At 47.3% G+C, this 15063-nt stretch carries 13 protein-coding genes and 1 tRNA gene; 10 read left to right on the forward strand and 4 right to left on the reverse strand.

Features of this window, described 5'->3' with window-relative positions; all coding sequences use genetic code 11:
- Positions 1-14 precede the first annotated feature (14 nt).
- The 6 genes from CIK99_RS12325 to CIK99_RS12355 all read left to right on the forward strand — a co-directional run bounded on the left by CIK99_RS12325 (position 15) and on the right by CIK99_RS12355 (position 4031).
- Positions 15-461, forward strand: a complete 447-nt coding sequence (locus tag CIK99_RS12325; RefSeq protein WP_094381795.1) for a ribonuclease P protein component — start codon at positions 15-17, stop codon at positions 459-461.
- On the forward strand, positions 448-687 hold the full coding sequence (yidD, locus tag CIK99_RS12330) for a membrane protein insertion efficiency factor YidD (protein ID WP_094381796.1): 240 nt from the start codon (positions 448-450) through the stop codon (positions 685-687). Before CIK99_RS12325 ends, yidD begins: the two co-directional genes overlap by 14 nt.
- A 67-nt stretch (positions 688-754) precedes the next feature.
- Entirely contained in the window at positions 755-2050 is a 1296-nt protein-coding gene (gene tyrS, locus CIK99_RS12335) for a tyrosine--tRNA ligase (protein WP_094381797.1), read from the forward strand.
- A gap of 71 nt (positions 2051-2121) precedes the next feature.
- A tRNA-Gln gene (locus tag CIK99_RS12340) sits at positions 2122-2195 on the forward strand.
- 173 nt (positions 2196-2368) lie between these two features.
- Positions 2369-3214: a 5-dehydro-4-deoxy-D-glucuronate isomerase gene (gene kduI, locus CIK99_RS12350; protein WP_094381799.1), complete on the forward strand. Its 846-nt coding sequence runs from the start codon at positions 2369-2371 to the stop codon at positions 3212-3214.
- Between the two features lie 13 nt (positions 3215-3227).
- Positions 3228-4031, forward strand: coding sequence for a gluconate 5-dehydrogenase (locus CIK99_RS12355; protein ID WP_094381800.1), 804 nt, complete (start codon positions 3228-3230; stop codon positions 4029-4031).
- Positions 4032-4118: 87 nt separating this feature from the next.
- On the opposite strand, the gene CIK99_RS12360 is transcribed toward CIK99_RS12355, so the two are convergent.
- Positions 4119-4391 carry an HU family DNA-binding protein gene (locus tag CIK99_RS12360; RefSeq protein ID WP_094381841.1) on the reverse strand — a complete coding sequence of 91 codons (273 nt, stop codon included), beginning with the start codon at positions 4389-4391 and terminating at the stop codon, positions 4119-4121.
- Positions 4392-4611: 220 nt separating this feature from the next.
- Here CIK99_RS12360 and CIK99_RS12365 point away from each other — a divergent pair, with 220 nt between their 5' ends.
- The 3 genes from CIK99_RS12365 to secDF all read left to right on the forward strand — a co-directional run bounded on the left by CIK99_RS12365 (position 4612) and on the right by secDF (position 9722).
- The gene (locus tag CIK99_RS12365; protein WP_094381801.1) at positions 4612-5529 is read left to right on the forward strand and encodes a rhomboid family intramembrane serine protease; all 918 of its coding nucleotides are present in this window, start codon (positions 4612-4614) and stop codon (positions 5527-5529) included.
- Positions 5526-6614 (forward strand): endonuclease/exonuclease/phosphatase family protein, encoded by a 1089-nt coding sequence (locus CIK99_RS12370; protein WP_254047806.1) that lies wholly within the window; start codon positions 5526-5528, stop codon positions 6612-6614. Before CIK99_RS12365 ends, CIK99_RS12370 begins: the two co-directional genes overlap by 4 nt.
- Positions 6615-6728: 114 nt before the next feature.
- Positions 6729-9722 carry a protein translocase subunit SecDF gene (secDF, locus tag CIK99_RS12375; protein ID WP_094381802.1) on the forward strand — a complete coding sequence of 998 codons (2994 nt, stop codon included), beginning with the start codon at positions 6729-6731 and terminating at the stop codon, positions 9720-9722.
- A gap of 286 nt (positions 9723-10008) precedes the next feature.
- On the opposite strand, the gene CIK99_RS12380 is transcribed toward secDF, so the two are convergent.
- Positions 10009-10776 (reverse strand): ThiF family adenylyltransferase, encoded by a 768-nt coding sequence (locus tag CIK99_RS12380; protein WP_094381843.1) that lies wholly within the window; start codon positions 10774-10776, stop codon positions 10009-10011.
- A gap of 1417 nt (positions 10777-12193) precedes the next feature.
- Here CIK99_RS12380 and CIK99_RS12385 point away from each other — a divergent pair.
- Positions 12194-13714: an OmpP1/FadL family transporter gene (locus CIK99_RS12385; RefSeq protein ID WP_094381844.1), complete on the forward strand. Its 1521-nt coding sequence runs from the start codon at positions 12194-12196 to the stop codon at positions 13712-13714.
- Between the two features lie 59 nt (positions 13715-13773).
- On the opposite strand, the gene CIK99_RS12390 is transcribed toward CIK99_RS12385, so the two are convergent.
- Positions 13774-14238, reverse strand: a complete 465-nt coding sequence (locus CIK99_RS12390) for a C-GCAxxG-C-C family protein (protein ID WP_094381803.1) — start codon at positions 14236-14238, stop codon at positions 13774-13776.
- An 82-nt stretch (positions 14239-14320) separates the two neighbouring features.
- Positions 14321-15019: an NAD-dependent deacylase gene (locus CIK99_RS12395; protein WP_094381804.1), complete on the reverse strand. Its 699-nt coding sequence runs from the start codon at positions 15017-15019 to the stop codon at positions 14321-14323.
- Positions 15020-15063: the final 44 nt, after the last annotated feature.

Raw genomic sequence — 15063 nt, forward strand, 5'->3', positions numbered from 1 at the left:
ACAAGCAGTATAATATGACAACATCTGAAAGACCATGCATGTCATTTCCGAAAAAAGAGCGTATTACGAGTAAGAAACTCGTCGAGCAGCTCTTTTGTGGCACAAACCGCTCTATGGTGGCCTTCCCAATAAGAATGGTGTATATGCCGACAAAAGCCATTGACGTGCCTGTGCAGGTGTTGACAAGTGTCTCAAAACGCCATTTCAAACACGCTGTAAAACGAAACAGGGTGAAAAGGCAGATAAGGGAAGCATACAGAAAGACGAGAAACAGCTTCGTTGAAAGCATTGCAAATACCGACAATCACTATGCCGTGGCTTTCATCTATCTGGCCGACGACATTAAGAGTTCGGACGTCATCGATGGATGTATCGACAGACTGATGAAAAGGCTTGGTGAAAAGATTGCTCATGAAAGAGAAGTTGAAAAAGGGGACGTCAAAGCCAATGAAGGTTGTTAAGGTAATATCAGCTATCCTATCCTGGCTCTTGCTCCTGCCCATCCTCTTCTATCAGAGATGCATCACACCGTTCACTCCACCGAGCTGCCGCTTCACTCCCACATGTTCGGAATACGCGCGGCAAGCCATCAGGAAACACGGACCGTTTAAAGGCCTTTACCTTGCCGTATGGCGCATACTGAGATGCAATCCTTGGGGTGGTAGCGGATATGACCCTGTCCCATAGACAACAAAAGACGACACATGTCGTATATAAAAAATAGGAAACAAGAACTTTGTAATATATATAAGTCGTGAAGAATTTTATCGAAGAACTGAAATGGCGTGGAATGTTGGCGCAGATCATGCCAGGAACAGAAGAGCTGCTCCAGAAAGAGATGGTGACAGCTTATCTCGGCACAGACCCTACTGCCGACTCACTCCACATAGGTCACCTTTGTGGTATAATGATGCTGCGCCATCTTCAGCATTGCGGACATAAACCAATCATCCTGGTGGGCGGTGCCACAGGTATGATCGGCGACCCGTCGGGAAAAAGCCAGGAGCGTAACCTCCTCAACGACGAGACACTCCGCCACAATCAAGAGTGCATAAAGAATCAGGTGGCAAAGTTCCTCGATTTCGATACCGACGCTCCCAACCGTGCAGAGATGGTCAACAACTACGACTGGATGAAGAACTTCACCTTCCTCGATTTCGCACGTGAGGTAGGAAAGCACATCACTGTCAACTATATGATGGCAAAGGAGAGCGTTCAGCAGCGACTGAATGGCACTGCACGCGACGGACTGTCGTTCACCGAGTTCACATACCAGCTGCTCCAAGGATACGACTTCTTGTATCTGTACCAGCATAAGGGCTGTAAATTGCAGTTGGGTGGCAACGACCAATGGGGAAACATGACCACAGGTACGGAACTAATCCGCCGCACCTTAGGCAACGAGGTAGAGACATTCGCCCTCACCTGTCCTCTCATCACCAAGTCTGACGGCAAGAAATTTGGTAAGACAGAGTCTGGCAATATTTGGCTCGATCCGAAACGCACCACTCCATACAAGTTCTACCAGTTCTGGCTCAACGTAAGCGACGACGATGCTGAACGCTATATCAAGATCTTCACAAGCCTCGACAAGGCAACTATCGACACCCTTGTTGAAGAGCACAAACAAGATCCTGGCCGTCGCCTGCTACAGAAGCGTCTTGCCGAAGAGACAACCGTCCTCGTACACTCCCAAGAGGCTCTCGACATGGCTATCGAAGCAAGTAATATCCTGTTTGGCAAATCTACCAAGGAGTCGCTTCTGAAACTTGACGAACAGACCCTTCTCGACATCTTCGACGGCGTGCCACACTTCAATGTGACAGCCGACCAACTGGGTCAGCCTGCGGTAGAGATACTTACTCAGACAGCACCTGTATTCTCCAGCAAGGGAGAGATGCGCAAGATGGTTCAAGGCGGTGGAGTATCGCTCAATAAGGAGAAGCTCGCAGCCTTCGACCGTGTCATCACTTCCGATGACCTTATCGATGGAAAATACCTTCTTGTGCAGCGCGGAAAGAAGAATTACTACCTAATTACGGTAAAATAATAAAAAAAACCGCGAAAAATTTGGTAGTGGAGCAAAAAACCAGTACCTTTGCACCCGAAATAACTGAGGATTGGACCATGGTGTAATGGTAACACTACAGGTTTTGGTTCTGTCATTATGGGTTCGAGTCCCGTTGGTCCAACCATCCGAAAGGCTGTACGCAGACGCCGTACAGCCTTTTTTCTACTTAAAAATAAGTAAAAACAGGAAAATAATCGTATTTTATTTTGTGAAGGAGATATTTTGCATTATCTTTGCACACGATTATCATCACCAAAAAGAAAAGAAAAGCAAATCAAATAAAAAACAAACATAGTTATGAAAACAAATTATGAAGTGCGCTATGCCGCACACCCAGAGGATGCAAAAAGCTACGACACAGCACGCATCCGTCGTGACTTCCTTATCGAAAAAGTGTTTGCTGCCGATGAAGTAAACATGGTGTACTCAATGTATGACCGAATGGTCGTTGGTGGTGCCATGCCTGTCAACGAAGCCCTAAAGCTCGAAGCTATCGACCCCTTGAAGGCCGACTTTTTCACAACTCGCCGCGAGATAGGCATCTTTAATGTAGGCCAGGGAGAAGGCACTGTTACCGTAGGTGACGAGACTTTCACTCTTGGTTTCAAGGAGGCTCTCTACATCGGACGTGGAGACCGCGACGTGGTTTTCGCAAGCAAAGACGCCAACAATCCAGCAAAGTTCTATTTCAACAGTACTACAGCCCACAAGGAATATCCATGTCGCAAAGTGACGAAAGAAGACGCTATTATAGCTCATATGGGTTCTTTGGAGATGAGCAACGAGCGCAATATCAACAAGATGCTCGTGTCTCAGGTATTGCCGACCTGCCAGTTGCAGATGGGAATGACAGAACTTGCCACAGGTAGCGTATGGAACACCATGCCGGCACACGTTCATAGCCGCCGTATGGAAGCCTACTTCTATTTCGAAGTACCAGAAGACCAGGCAGTATGTCACTTCATGGGCGAAGTGGCTGAGACACGCCACGTCTGGATGAAGGGCGACCAGGCCGTTCTCTCACCCGAATGGAGCATCCACTCTGCCGCCGCCACACACAACTACACCTTCATCTGGGGTATGGGAGGCGAAAATCTTGACTACGGCGATCAGGACTTCTCAAAGATAACCGACTTAAAGTAAGAAGACAACAAAGATGGATACATTCAGCAAAAGATTTTCACTCGAGGGCAAGGTCGCTCTCGTGACAGGCGCTGCTTACGGCATCGGCTTTGCCATTGCAGAGGCATACGCCATGGCAGGTGCAAAGATAGCATTTAACTGTCGTGGACAGGAGCATCTCGACAAGGCGCTCGAAGACTACAAGGCAAAAGGCATCGACGCAAAAGGATACATCTGTGACGTGACAGACGAAGAACAGGTAAAAAAGATGGTAGCCGACATTGAGAAGGAACTCGGCACGATAGATATTCTCGTAAACAATGCAGGTATCATCAAGCGCATACCTATGACAGAGATGTCGGTTGAGGACTTCCGCAAGGTGGTTGATATCGACCTCAACGCTCCTTTCATCGTTTCAAAGGCTGTCATACCAGGAATGATTAACAAAGGCCACGGAAAGATCATCAATATATGCTCTATGATGAGCGAATTAGGCCGTGAGACTGTCTCGGCTTATGCTGCTGCCAAGGGCGGTTTGAAGATGCTTACCAGAAATATCTGCTCTGAGTTTGGAGAGCACAACATACAGTGTAACGGCATTGGCCCGGGATATATTGCCACCCCGCAGACAGCTCCGCTTCGCGAACTGCAACCCGATGGCAGTCGTCATCCGTTCGACCGTTTCATAATCTCCAAGACTCCGGCAGCACGCTGGGGAACTCCTGACGATCTCATGGGTCCGGCCGTATTCCTTGCATCAGATGCCTCAGATTTTGTCAACGGCCACATTCTCTACGTTGACGGCGGTATTCTCGCATATATCGGCAAACAGCCATAATATTGGGCAAAATAAAACGTTGGATTGCTGCACTTGTATCAATGGCAGCAATCCAGCGTTCAACTTTCTTTACAATATCTGTTGATATTAGTTCAAGGCATCTGTCAGTTCAGCGCCAGCCTTAAACTTAGCAACCTTCTTTGCAGGAATCTGTATCTTCTCTTTTGTTCTAAGATTGATTCCCTCACGAGCTGGGCGCTCGTTTACGCTAAATGTCCCAAAACCTACAAGGGAAACCTTGTCGTTTGCAGCAAGTGCTTCTACAATAGCCTTTGTTGTAGCGTCAAGAGCTTTCTTCGAGGCTTCCTTAGAAAGACCTGAGCCAGCAGCTATTTTCTCAATTAATTCTGACTTGTTCATAATTTGAATACTATTAATATTGTTATTATTTGAATGATTTGCATGATTTCGTTCGCAAATATAGGGCAAAGAATTCATAATTCAAACAAAAAATGAAAAAAAGTTGCGTTTTTCATTAAAAAAAATACGTTATGCCCTATAAATATGCCATATAACGGATATTTTTAGTAATTTTGCGCCCAAATAGTAACAACAATAATAAAAGAAAGGCAAAAAAATCATGAGAAATATTCCAGTAGTGACCAAAAACCTACTATTGGTCAACATCATAGCATTCTTGGCTACATGGATGTTACAACTGCGAGGCATAGACCTCAACGACATTTGCGGACTTCACTTCTTTATGGCAAGCGACTTCCAGGCATGGCAACTCGTCACATACATGTTCCTTCACGCCGGATTCACCCATATCCTGTTCAACATGTTCGCGCTATGGATGTTCGGCATGGTGATAGAAAACGTATGGGGTCCAAGGAAATTCTTATTTTATTACATCTCGTGCGGTGTGGGAGCAGGTCTTCTACAGGAAGTGGCACAGTTTTTCTCCTTCTATCTCACCATCAGTGGACAGAATCCTTACGTACACTTATCCGACATCTTTGCCATAGGCCAGCAGTTGTCAACACAGCTCAACGGCTGGACTACCATAGGTGCTTCAGGAGCCGTATATGCCATTCTTCTCGCCTTCGGAATGATCTTCCCCAACGAGCGCATATTTATTTTCCCACTTCCCATCCCCATCAAGGCCAAATGGTTTGTTATGTTCTACGTTGCCATAGAGCTGTTCTCTGCCATGAGTTCATCAGGCGACAACGTGGCCCATATGGCTCACCTTGGCGGTATGCTCTTCGGATATCTGATGATACGCTATTGGAACAATCATCCCACATCAGGATACGGACCGTCACGCGGCCAGCAGTTCTTCGACCGTCTTAAAGACAGCTTTGAACGCAGGCGTAACGCAAAGATGAAAGTACACAAAGGTGGAGCATCTGTCAACGACGATTGGGAGTACAACGCCCGCAAGAAAGCGAATCAAGAAGAGATAGACCGCATTCTCGACAAGATACGCCGTAGCGGATACGACAGTCTTACGAAGGAAGAGAAACAAAAACTCTTTGACAGCAGCAAGGAATGATCATCAACATAAAGGAGTTTACCCGTAAAGTCATTGCCGGTGCAAATATTGCAACCATAATGACAATGTTTGCCGTGGGGTTTTCTGACTATGTCAACCCCGCGGACCATCCTCTATTGGCCACCGTCGGCCTTACCTTCCCCATCATCCTTGTCATCAACGTAATGTTTCTGTTCTTCTGGCTCATCTTCTGCCGGAGGATGGTGTTCATCCCCCTCTTAGGCTTCGTCTTGTGCTATGTGCCAGTAAGGAAATACATCCCGATGAATATTCCTCACGAGACACCGATAGGAAGCATCAAAGTGCTCTCGTTCAACGTACACGGCTATGTGTATGACGAAGCAGACAACGGCAACAGCTTCATGCGTATCATCGACTATATCAAAAGCAGCAAGGCAGACATTCTCTGCCTTCAGGAAGACCTTGGCGACTGGCTGCACCCTAAGGTGCATCTTGACAGTCTCTACGCCCACAGCGTCCGCATCAAAGTTGGCTCAGATAGCGCCAATGCACTCGGCGTCTATTCGCGCTTCCCTATAGAGCGACACCAACAGATACACTATGAATCGTTACGCAACGGTAGCCTTGCCTGTTGGCTTGACATCAATGGCCGCAAGGTGATAGTCATCAACAACCACTTTGAGAGCAACAGACTCACGGCCAATGACAAGACCCGATACAAAAACATCATCAAAGGCGACCTCGAACGCGACACGATGAAAAAGGAGACGCGGTATATTGCCCACAAACTGAGTGAGGCAGTACGCCTTCGCGGGCCCCAAGCTGACCTCGTGGCAGAGTTTATCAGATCACACAAAGACACTCCAATCATAGTGTGCGGCGACTTTAACGACACCCCGATATCCTATACCCATCGTAAGGTGGCAGAAGAGCTCACCGACTGCTATATGGAAACGGCAAATGGTCCTGGTTTGTCATATAATCAGAAAGGCTTTAACGTGCGTATTGACAATATCTTGTGCTCAGGACACTTCACTCCATTCAACTGCAAGGTTGACAATAAAATCCACGCATCTGACCATTATCCCATCTATTGCTGGCTAAAATTTGGCTACAAACCATAAAAAAAGAAAGAAAAACGATAATTTCTTTTCCAAATTGTAAAAAATTCATTATATTTGCACGCTCTTTTTAGGCATAGAAGCGACAATAATAAATTAAAAAACAATAATAACAAAATGCAAAACAAAGGAATTGTAAAGTTTATCGCACTTGTCTTGATACTGGTGTGCGTATTCTATCTCTCCTTCTCGTTCGTTACTCGCCACTACGAAAACAAGGCGGCAGCGATGGGCGAAGAGGCAGGACAGGAATACCTCGACTCTATCATGAACGAAAAAGTGTACCTCGGCGCTTATTCGCTTAAGCAATGCCGAGAAATGGAGATCGGCCTCGGACTTGACCTGAAGGGCGGTATGAATGTAATCCTCGAAGTGTCTGTACCAGACGTTGTCGCCGTTCTCGCCGACCACAAGACAGACGCAGCCTTCACCAAGTCGATGGAGCAGGCAAAGAAAGAAGAAGAGACAAGTCAGGCTGACTTCGTGTCGCTCTTCATCAAGTACTACAAGCAGAACGCTCCTGGCCATCGCCTCGCCGAGGTGTTTGCCACTCAGCAGATGAAGGGCAAGGTAAGCACCCAGAGCTCTGACTCTGAGGTAGAGGCTGCCGTACGTGCTGAGGTTCAGTCAGCAGTTGACAACTCTTTCCTCGTAGTTCGCAATCGTATCGACAAGTTCGGTGTTGTTCAGCCAAACATTCAGAAGCTGGAGGGACAGTCTGGTCGTATCATGGTCGAGATGCCTGGTATCAAAGAGCCAGAGCGTGTACGTAAGCTCCTCCAGGGTAGTGCCAACCTCGAGTTCTGGGAGACATACAACAGTCAGGAAATCGTTCCCCTTCTCGCACAGCTCAACCAGCGCTATGCTGCAGGCGACGCTGCTGAAGAGGTTGCTCCTGCCGACTCTACAAAGGCTGAAGCCGCAGCCGAGACAGCTTCTGTTGAGGCTGACTCTGCAAAAGCTACCACTGAGAATGCTTCTGCACTCGCCAAGCTAAAGAAGACTGACGCCAAGGCTGACAAGACAGCAGAGGCAATGAAGAAGCAGAACCCTCTGTTTGCCGTATTCCAGCCAGTACAAGGCCAGGGCCTGAGCACTGTGGGTTATGCAATGGCACGCGACACAGCCGATGTCAACAAGATTATCTATTCAGAAGTGGCAAAGCAGGTGTTGCCATCTGACCTCAAGCTTCTCTGGAGTGCAAAACCAGCTGATTTCGACACCAAGGGCAACATCTATGAACTTCACGCCATAAAAGTTACAGAGCCTTCGGGTCGCGCCCCACTGGAAGGTGACGTCATCACCTCAGCTAAGGACGGCTTCTCGCAGTATGGCCAGCCAAACGTATCGATGCAGATGAACTCTGACGGTGCACGCCGCTGGGCTCAGCTCACCAAGATGAACATCGGTCGTGCCATAGCTATCGTCCTCGACGGTACTGTATATAGCGCACCACGCGTCAATGGTGAGATTCCTGGTGGAAACTCTGAGATTTCAGGTAACTTCACTATCGAAGACACCAAAGACCTTGCTAACACTCTTAACTCTGGTAAGATGCCGGCACCAACCCGCATCGTACAGGAAGAGGTCGTTGGTCCTTCTCTCGGAGCACAGTCTATCCAACAGGGTGTCATCTCGTTCATTGTGGCTTTCGTGCTTCTGATGATCTATATGCTCTGCCTCTATGGCGTCATCCCGGGTATGATGGCCAACATCGCCCTCATCTTCAACCTCTTCTTCACACTCGGTATCCTCACTTCATTCCAGGCAGCTCTTACCATGCCAGGTATCGCAGGTATCGTGCTCTCGTTGGGTATGGCTGTCGATGCTAACGTGCTTATCTACGAGCGTACCAAGGAAGAGCTTCGTGCCGGCCTCAACGTGCGTGAGGCAATAAAGAAAGGTTATGCCAACGCCTTCTCGGCCATCTTTGACTCTAACTTGACATCTATCATTACCGGTGTCATCCTCTACGTCTTCGGTACTGGTCCTATCCGTGGTTTTGCCACCACACTTATCATCGGTATCTTCTGCTCATTCTTCACCGCTGTATATCTCACACGCCTTGTTTATGAGCGTCAGATGAATCACGACAAGTGGCTTAACCTCACCTTCTCTACAGGTTTCTCCAAGAACCTCATGCAGAACACTAAGTTCCACTTCATGGGCATGTATAAGAAGACCTTCACCATTTGGGGCATTGCAGCCGTTCTGCTCATCATCTGCCTCGGTGTGCGTGGCTTGAGCAAGAGCATCGACTTCACCGGTGGTCGCAACTACGTAGTCAAACTGGAGAAGGCAGTAGAACCTGAGCAGGTGCGCGAGGCACTTCAGGGAGCATACGGCGAGGCTAACGTCAGCGCCATTGCCCTTGGTACCGACGGCAAGACCATCCGTGTATCTACCAACTACAAGATTGAGTCTAACGACCCGACAGTAGATGACGAATGCGAAAACATTCTCTACAAGGCTATGTCTAACGCAGGTCTTGTTACACAGAAGAGCGTTGAAGCATTTAAGAATCCAGATGTACGCGCAGGCGGTTCTATCATCAGCTCTACTAAGGTCGGTCCTTCTGTAGCTAAGGACATCACCTATGGAGCCATCGTGAGCGTCGTATTCGCCCTCATCGCCATCTTCCTCTATATACTCTTGCGCTTCCGCAATGTAGCTTACTCTGTAGGTTCTACCATTGCCTTGGCTCTTGACGCTCTCGTGGTAATCGGTCTTTACTCAGCACTCTGGGGCATCCTGCCTATCTCACTCGAGATCGACCAGACCTTCATCGGTGCTATCCTGACCGTTATCGGTTACTCTATCAACGACAAGGTGGTAGTGTTCGACCGTGTACGCGAGAACTTCAACCTCTTCCCCAAGCGCGACCGTCAGCAGCTGTTCAACGACTCGCTGAACCAGACCTTGGCACGTACCATCAACACCTCTGTAACTACATTGATCGTGCTTCTGTGTATCTTCATCCTCGGTGGTGACAGCATCCGCAGCTTCTCGTTCGCAATGATTCTCGGTGTTATCTTCGGTACTTGCTCTTCAATCTTCATCGCTGCTCCTATTGCCTTCTTGACAATGGGTCGTAAGATTAAGGAAGACTAATCGAAAGTGTAACAAGTACATATCGCCTTTTAGGCAAAAAAAAATGACTCCCCGTGACAACCACTGCCACGGGGAGTCTTGTTTTCAATAAACAATCTAACAAAAAACCTAAAATAACTAACCTAAACAAAAACCATTGTTTCCTGAACCAATCTTCTTTACCTTACTACATATATAAATTCAAATCTTGAGAGAGATGTAACCTTGATTAATATTTCTGCTGCAAAGGTACATCAAATCCTGTCTCTGGCAAAAAGAATTGCCCTAAAGCAACGGGGGATTTTTCCTATTCGTGATAGGACATTCCCGACCGACTCTTGTTATACACCTCATTGAGAATAAGTCCGGCAATAGTCAACCCAAATATTGCTGTGATGTGCATCACTGAACCATTGACGCGTGATGGGCCCTGACACTGATCGGTGTCGCAAGCAACATTCTCACCACGGTTCTTTAGTAATTCCTCACTGAACACACACTTGAACTTGCGCGCCGGTTTACGCTTCAGCTTGTTAAACCGCTGACGCAACGCACGGGCGAGCGGACAGCCTTTCACCTTCCAGAACTCTGCCACTTGCACCTTCGTCGGATCCATCTTCAGGGCTGCTCCCATAGAAGAGAAAAAGCGAGCCTTGCTATGACAGGCAAGTTCTATGAGCAACGCTTTGTCTTTGAGCGAGTCAATGGCATCCACGATATAGTCGTAACTGTCGAGATCAAAATCCGCGGCTGTATCTTCGCAGAACACCTGTTGTATGGCCACGATATCAGCAGAAGGATTAATGTCAAGAAGGCGCTCTTTGAGAGCCTCCACCTTTACCTGTCCGACGGTCTTTGTAGTGGCCATGGCCTGTCGGTTGATATTGGTGACACACACTCGGTCGCTGTCAACAATAGTGAGATGCGCCACTCCTGAGCGGACAAGACTCTCAGCACACCACGACCCTACCCCACCAACGCCAAAGACGATGACACGGAGCGAGGCAAGAGTGTGCATCGTGTCGTCACCCAAGAGCATATAGCTTCGTTTAAGTATTCCGTTATTTATTTCCATTTCCATGTATTATGTTGTTTTGTCTTGCTTTGTTGAGCATATTTTTTTATTTTCTTTGGAACTCTATTGCATGAAGAACCAGTGCAAATATAGTGAAAACACACAAAATACACAAGGTTGTGTTATACAAGGTTGTGTATTTTGTATATTTTTAACGTAGTCGGAAATACAAGGCTATACTTGCTGTTGTAAAGCAGTAAGGTAAATCATCATGTTCCTTTGTTTATAAGGTGCTGAGTAGTTACCTTCTCCCCACACACGGCTTCCACTCTCAAAGGCCATAAGAGGAAGGGGTGGCGGCAGGGTTGCGTTTTGCTACCACGCGAGGAAAAAATAAATTCCACGCGTGGTAACAATATTTTGGTCGCGGGAGAGGGAAAATGGGGAAAGTTACCAGTTAACCGGTAACAAGTTAACTTTTAAGGTTCTTCTGCAATTTAGTTGAAGAGCACATGTTCCAGTATAAGTCAGGTAATCAGTTGCTAACTGAATAGGGTAATCAGTTGCTAACTGAATAGGGTAATCAGTCGTCAACTGAATAGGGTAATCAGTCGTCAACTGAATAGGGCAATCAGTTGTCAACTGAATAGGGTATTCAGTTGACAAGTGAACGATGATGCTTTCTTATTCCTTCCATTGTGCGAATATGTTAATTTTTGCGCAATAGTAATAATAATCGACGTATCAATCTGTTGAAGAATAAACTCATACTTGAACATGTGCTCTTCAACTAAATTGCAGAAGAACCACTTTTAACAGATATTAACCAAGACCTATACTACGTAACTACTCTCGGATTAAACTAGCAAGCGCAAATTTACGAAATCTACCAGAAATTGCAGTTCTATGTTGAACTCACGTACTCATCACCTTGTAAACAAAGGATTTTGAGGCAAGATTATCAGGGGTGCTGAGTAGTAACAGCTGATAGATAAACAGCTAAAAACATAAATAATATGCAAATATTCTTTTTCATATAAAGGTATAATTATTATATCTAAGTAGGTCTGCGGGGTTTCCCCCGCTTTCCCCTTCAAGAACCGTGCATGCGACTTTCCTCGCACACGGCTCGTGTAATTCTGTTAATTATCTCTCGTTCTAAATAATCGGCTCTATGTGCTGTCATGCACTGCATTTGAGCGGGCGTGTACGACTTTTTGCTTCTTGTCGTTGCTTGAAGTACTCGTCGTATCGTGGGTCATTTTCCAAAGAAAAATGATTTATACAAGAAAAACAGGCGCATATGGGTTATTTGCAGAATAATGCACAGATGAGATGGAATGTGCAGAAAAGAGAGGAATTATAGTTAATAATGGTTAAGAGAAGAGTATAGATAATGGAATTTCAGAACAATATTAGTAACTTTGCGGCGAATTTAGAATAAATTATATTAATGAAAAAGATAAAATTAAGCTGTATGGCTATGGTTTTAGCCGCAGCGCAAACAGTTATGGCAGGTGGTCTGTTGACCAACACTAATCAGAATGTAAGTTTTCTCCGCAATCCAGCCCGTGATGCCGCCATAGGCATAGATGGTGTTTACAGCAACCCCGCTGGTGTGGCATTCCTCGGCGAGGGTTTCCATCTCTCGCTCAACATACAGAATGCTCATCAGACTCGTACGGTATCGTCATGGTCAAATCTCTACAAGTTAGGAATGAGCAACAACGGCAGCGAGTTCAAGGAGTTTGAAGGCGAGGCCGACGCTCCTGTCATTCCCTCTTTGCAGGCTGCCTACAACAAAGGCAAGTGGAGCTATCAGTTTGGCTTTGCCATCACCGGCGGTGGCGGCAAGTGTACGTTCGACTATGGCATCCCTACGTTTGAGTCGGCTATCGGATTGATTGCCACACAGCTGAAGGCCTTTGGCGCCACTGGCTACGACATGAACGCGTTTATGGAAGGACGCCAATACTACTTTGGTTTCACGGCCGGAACGGCATATAAGGTGAACGAGAATCTCTCGGTATATGGCGGTCTGAGACTTCTCTACGGCAATGCCTCATACAAGGCTGCTGTTAATAATATTAAGGTGAACACGGCGAATGGAGCAGTGGCTTTTGACAAGTTTCTCGACGGTGCAAACACGACCGTGATAAACGGATTGGCTCAGATAGAGGAAACCCTGCCTTTGGTGGCTGGCGGTATAGCACAGGTGCAGCAGGACATAGAGGCTGCCGGAGTGCCAGTACCGGCTGAACTTACAGGAAAGTTGGCAGAACTCCAGGCCACACAGCAGCAACTGCTCACCACCAAGGAGACACTCCAGGGTGCCGAAGGAAGCCTCAACATGCTTGAGCCTTACCGCAATGGCGTGAACCTGATGTGCGACCAGACAGCATGGGGCGTGGCACCTATCATTGGCATTGACTATAAGATAGGCGGTCTGAACCTTGCCGCAAAGTATGAGTTTAAGACACGCATGAGGATGAAGAACAAATCGACGGTAAAGGAGGCAAGCCTCATCTCTGCGGTCAACAAGTTTAAGGATGGTGAAAAGGTTGACGAAGACTCTCCTGCCCTGCTCACCTTGGGCGCACAGTACGAAATCTTACCATCACTTCGCGTCATGGCAGGCTGGCATCACTACTTCGACGTAGATACAAAGCAATACACCAAGGACATGCTGGGCGACAGCAACGAGTATCTCTTTGGTGCCGAGTACGATATCAGCAGGAAACTTCAGATAAGTGCTGGTATGCAGCGTACGGCATACGATTTCAAGGATGCCGGCATGAATGACATTTCGTTCAACCTAAGTTCTTATTCCTACGGCCTTGGCATAGGCTACAACATCACAGACAAGGTGAAGGTGAATGCGGCATGGTTCCAGACTCTTTACGACGACTATGACAAAGCTCCTGACGCCATGGGAGTGAAGAACTCGTTCACCCGCACCAATCGTGTGATTGGCGTAGGCGTGGATATTAAGCTCTAACGAGGGGAAAAAATCTCTCGAATAAGCAGTATATCCGGGAGATTATTCCATAAAATAAACTACTCTTTTTCAAGGTACTTCGCAAATATTCTTGCGGCAGTGACCACCATATTGACGCACGGTCGGGTCTTATAGTACTCGGCTGTGCGTTCTGATGCTTCATAGCTCAGGGGAGCCCCTTTCCTCAGGTTGAGCAGTTCGGCACACACCAGCGAATGGTGCTCTTCCTTAAACCGTTCGCAAAGCTCTTGCACCACCTTGTAGTTGTTTGACTTGCCCTCACGGTCGTTAGGGTCAGCCGAACCGCAATCCATGCCTGCAAGTATGGCCATGGCGCTTACGGCTCCGCATGTCATGCGCAGTCGTCCCATACCGCCGCCCATTCCGGCACTGAGTTTCAGAGCCTGTTCTTCTGTATAACCGTAGATGTCGGCAAAAGCCGCCACTACCGACTGTGAGCAGTTGTATCCTGCCACGAAAAGTTCTTCTGCCCGTCTTATTCGGGCTGCCTTGTCTATCTTCATGACTATCGTTGTATCTGTTGTTTACTGTAAATGTTGTCTGTTTCCCCCAGAAAAAATGTTTCCTGGTGAAACAAATGGCAGTCTATTCGCTTATGTTCAGCTTCTCCATTAGTTCAGCCATGCCATCGCTTGCGCCCTTTGCTATATACGTGATGTTGCCATAGGCCGTCACGGGCTTCGGGTCGATGAGATAGATGGGGATGCCGGGTTTTGTATAGCGTATGAGTCCGGCAGCGGGATATACAGCGAGCGACGTACCGATGATGATAAGCATGTCGGCCTCCATAACAGCCTCAGCGGCAACGGTAATCATCGGCACAGCTTCGCCAAAGAAGACGATGAACGGGCGGAGCAACGAACCGTCGCCAGCCTTCTCTCCTGGAGCCACTTCATAGTGGTCGGCAGTCAGTTGGACATGATAGCGGGTGTCGTCTGGATTGTCGCTCGAACAAGCCTTCATCAGTTCGCCATGAAGATGAATGACCTTTGATGAACCAGCCTGCTCGTGGAGATTGTCAACGTTTTGCGTAACAACCGTTACGTCGTAATACTTTTCCAGTTCAGCCACCAGCTCGTGTCCCCGACAAGGCCGTTTGTCGAGCATCTTTCCTCTCAACATGTTATAGAAGTCATTAACAAAGACAGGATCGGCGAGCCATCCTTCATGAGAGGCCACCTTCTGCACGGGATACTGCTCCCAAAGTCCGTCGGCATCGCGAAAGGTGGAAAGTCCACTCTCAGCCGACATACCTGCACCAGTTAAAACCACAATTTTCTTCATAAAGCTATGTTTTTTAATGAATAAATCAAGAATTCTTATTAAGA

Origin of the sequence: Prevotella sp. P5-92 (assembly GCF_002251245.1) — a bacterium.
In the GTDB taxonomy this organism is placed as follows: domain Bacteria; phylum Bacteroidota; class Bacteroidia; order Bacteroidales; family Bacteroidaceae; genus Prevotella.

Coding starts and splice junctions, on each gene's coding strand:
- CIK99_RS12325 (WP_094381795.1), top strand. CDS start 15: ATGACAACATCTGAAAGACCATGCATGTCATTTCCGAAAAAAGAGCGT.
- yidD (WP_094381796.1), top strand. CDS start 448: ATGAAGGTTGTTAAGGTAATATCAGCTATCCTATCCTGGCTCTTGCTC.
- kduI (WP_094381799.1), top strand. CDS start 2,369: ATGAAAACAAATTATGAAGTGCGCTATGCCGCACACCCAGAGGATGCA.
- CIK99_RS12355 (WP_094381800.1), top strand. CDS start 3,228: ATGGATACATTCAGCAAAAGATTTTCACTCGAGGGCAAGGTCGCTCTC.
- CIK99_RS12360 (WP_094381841.1), bottom strand. CDS start 4,391: ATGAACAAGTCAGAATTAATTGAGAAAATAGCTGCTGGCTCAGGTCTT.
- CIK99_RS12365 (WP_094381801.1), top strand. CDS start 4,612: ATGAGAAATATTCCAGTAGTGACCAAAAACCTACTATTGGTCAACATC.
- CIK99_RS12370 (WP_254047806.1), top strand. CDS start 5,526: ATGATCATCAACATAAAGGAGTTTACCCGTAAAGTCATTGCCGGTGCA.
- secDF (WP_094381802.1), top strand. CDS start 6,729: ATGCAAAACAAAGGAATTGTAAAGTTTATCGCACTTGTCTTGATACTG.
- CIK99_RS12380 (WP_094381843.1), bottom strand. CDS start 10,776: ATGGAAATAAATAACGGAATACTTAAACGAAGCTATATGCTCTTGGGT.
- CIK99_RS12385 (WP_094381844.1), top strand. CDS start 12,194: ATGGCTATGGTTTTAGCCGCAGCGCAAACAGTTATGGCAGGTGGTCTG.
- CIK99_RS12390 (WP_094381803.1), bottom strand. CDS start 14,238: ATGAAGATAGACAAGGCAGCCCGAATAAGACGGGCAGAAGAACTTTTC.
- CIK99_RS12395 (WP_094381804.1), bottom strand. CDS start 15,019: ATGAAGAAAATTGTGGTTTTAACTGGTGCAGGTATGTCGGCTGAGAGT.